This window comes from Streptomyces niveiscabiei, from assembly GCF_001419795.1.
Classification (GTDB): Bacteria; Actinomycetota; Actinomycetes; order Streptomycetales; family Streptomycetaceae; genus Streptomyces; species Streptomyces niveiscabiei.
This window is the reverse complement of the sequence record NZ_LIRL01001011.1, coordinates 1-1,887: the sequence shown is the minus strand read 5'-3', so window position 1 is coordinate 1,887 and position 1,887 is coordinate 1. Positions and strand designations below refer to the sequence as shown.

At 72.9% G+C, this 1,887-nt stretch carries 3 protein-coding genes; all 3 read right to left on the bottom strand.

The window, feature by feature from the left end; translation table 11 throughout:
• Window positions 1–1,000 (bottom strand): S1 family peptidase (locus AOK24_RS38870; RefSeq protein ID WP_240554330.1); only part of this gene is annotated, 1,000 nt, incomplete at its 3' end.
• 9 nt (window positions 1,001–1,009) lie between these two features.
• Window positions 1,010–1,351, bottom strand: coding sequence for a CU044_2847 family protein (locus tag AOK24_RS38865; RefSeq protein WP_055724645.1), 342 nt, complete (start codon window positions 1,349–1,351; stop codon window positions 1,010–1,012).
• 103 nt (window positions 1,352–1,454) lie between these two features.
• Window positions 1,455–1,887 (bottom strand): carboxyl transferase domain-containing protein (locus AOK24_RS38860; protein ID WP_276206886.1); only part of this gene is annotated, 433 nt, incomplete at its 5' end.

Below are 1,887 nucleotides of genomic sequence, written 5' to 3'. Positions count from 1 at the left end.
AGGGGCTGGGCTGGGGGAGTTGTGTGTCCGACTGGATGAACGGAGCCTGAATCGTGGTGGGGTGCGGGCCGGACGTCGGGAACGGGGCGTTGGGTGAGGCGAGTTGTGTGCCGGGCGCGGCGAACGCGCCGGACGCGGACAGCAGCGCCTCCAGCCGCTCCGCGAACCGGATCACCGTCCCCACCGCCTCCTCGCCCTCCAGCTCCGACAGCACGAACAGCGCCGCCGACCGCAGGGAGGAGAAGCCGCCCTCCGGCGGTCTCGGGTCGAGCGGGTCGCGTACGGCGTTGTAGAGCTGCGTCCAATGACCGCCCAGGCCAGCCGACTCGGCCCGCTCCACCAGCCGGTACAGCCGGGCCCGGTCGGCGGGGCGGTGACCGGGGACCGGGATCAGCCCGTCGAGGTCGCGCCAGTACCGCCGCATCACCTCGGCCGGCATCATCCGCCCGTTGGACACCCCGCGCGCCCCGGCGGCGGCCGTCACCATGCCGACGACCTCACCGGTGTCCGCGAGCGCGACCGCCGCCCCGCTGAACCCGGGCGCGAGCGGCTGCCCGCCCTGCTGCCAGGACTCCAGCTGGTTCCACTCGTCGCTGATCAACTGCCGTGAGGTCACCCGGTACTCGGCGAGCGTGCCCTCGTCGAAACCGGCGGGGAACCCGTAGACGACCAGCTTCCTCGGCCCCCCGTCCGCCGCCCTGCCGTGCACCGCGTCTGGCGGGGCCAGCACCGCCGGAGCGACACCGGCATCCCTCTCAAGGCGTAGTACGGCGACATCCCCACGATCGTGGCCCGCCCGCGCGCTCCAGCCGCCGTGGGCCAGAAGGCGTACGGGTACGGGGTCGGTGCCGGGGCGCTCGGTGAACGACACCGCGAGCCCCTCCACCCGGCCGTCCAGGACATGCGCGCAGGTCACGACCGTGTCCGGGGTCACCAGGAAACCGGCGCCCAGGACCTTGCCGGACGCCTCGACCCGGGCGTGCCACGCGGCGCTCTTCATCGGCGGCTCTCACTCTGCGGGGGTAGCGGGGGAGTCCGAGGGCGACGCCCCCCACGTCAGCTTCACCACCAGATGGCCCTCACTGGTCCCCTTGGCGATGATCGCGCCCGCCTCCGCGGAGAGCTTGACCCCGAACTCGATCTCCACGCCGTCCGGCTTCAGCGCGCCGTCCCGGAACACCCGCAGCGCCGACTGCGCGGCCGTCCGTACGCCGTCCAGCGCGGCCTCGAACGTCCTCGCCGCCTGCACGGTGCCGTCCCGCGACGCCAGCCGCGAACCGGCCCGCTCCTCGACGGCCTCGACGGCGACGACCGCGCCGTCCTCCGTCTTGAACTCCACGAGCCCTTCCATGACGCCCCCGTAGTACGTGCCTCAGTGCACTCCCATTGTTACGTACGGTACTTGAGGTTGTCGCGCGCTCCTCTGTGTTCCTCTTGCGAAGAGAGTGGGTTTCTCATGGCCGGCGGTCAGCTGTTCGGATCACGCCGAGTTCGGCCAAGTCCTGAGGCCTGATCCGGAGTTGATCAGCCGTCGCCTCGATCTCCTCCGGCGGCCGTTTCAGGATCGCGGCGGCCAGCTCCGGTGCGATGACGGAGAAGTAGCTGTCCGGCGTCGCCCACGTCCGCCCCGGCGCGGCCAGCGCGAGCGCCCCGCCGGAACCGCCCTCGCCGATGACGAGCGTCGTGACCGGCGTCCTCACTTCGGCGACGGCCGCGAACAGTTCGGCGATCGCCGCGCCCGCCCCCTGCCGCTCCGCCTCCGCGTCGTTCGCCGCGCCCGGCGTGTCCACCAGCGTCAGCACCGGGATGCCGAGCCGGTCCGCGAGCCTGATCAGCCGTACGGCGGTGCGGTACCCGGCGGGCCGCGTCGCCGCGCCGGTCTGGGCC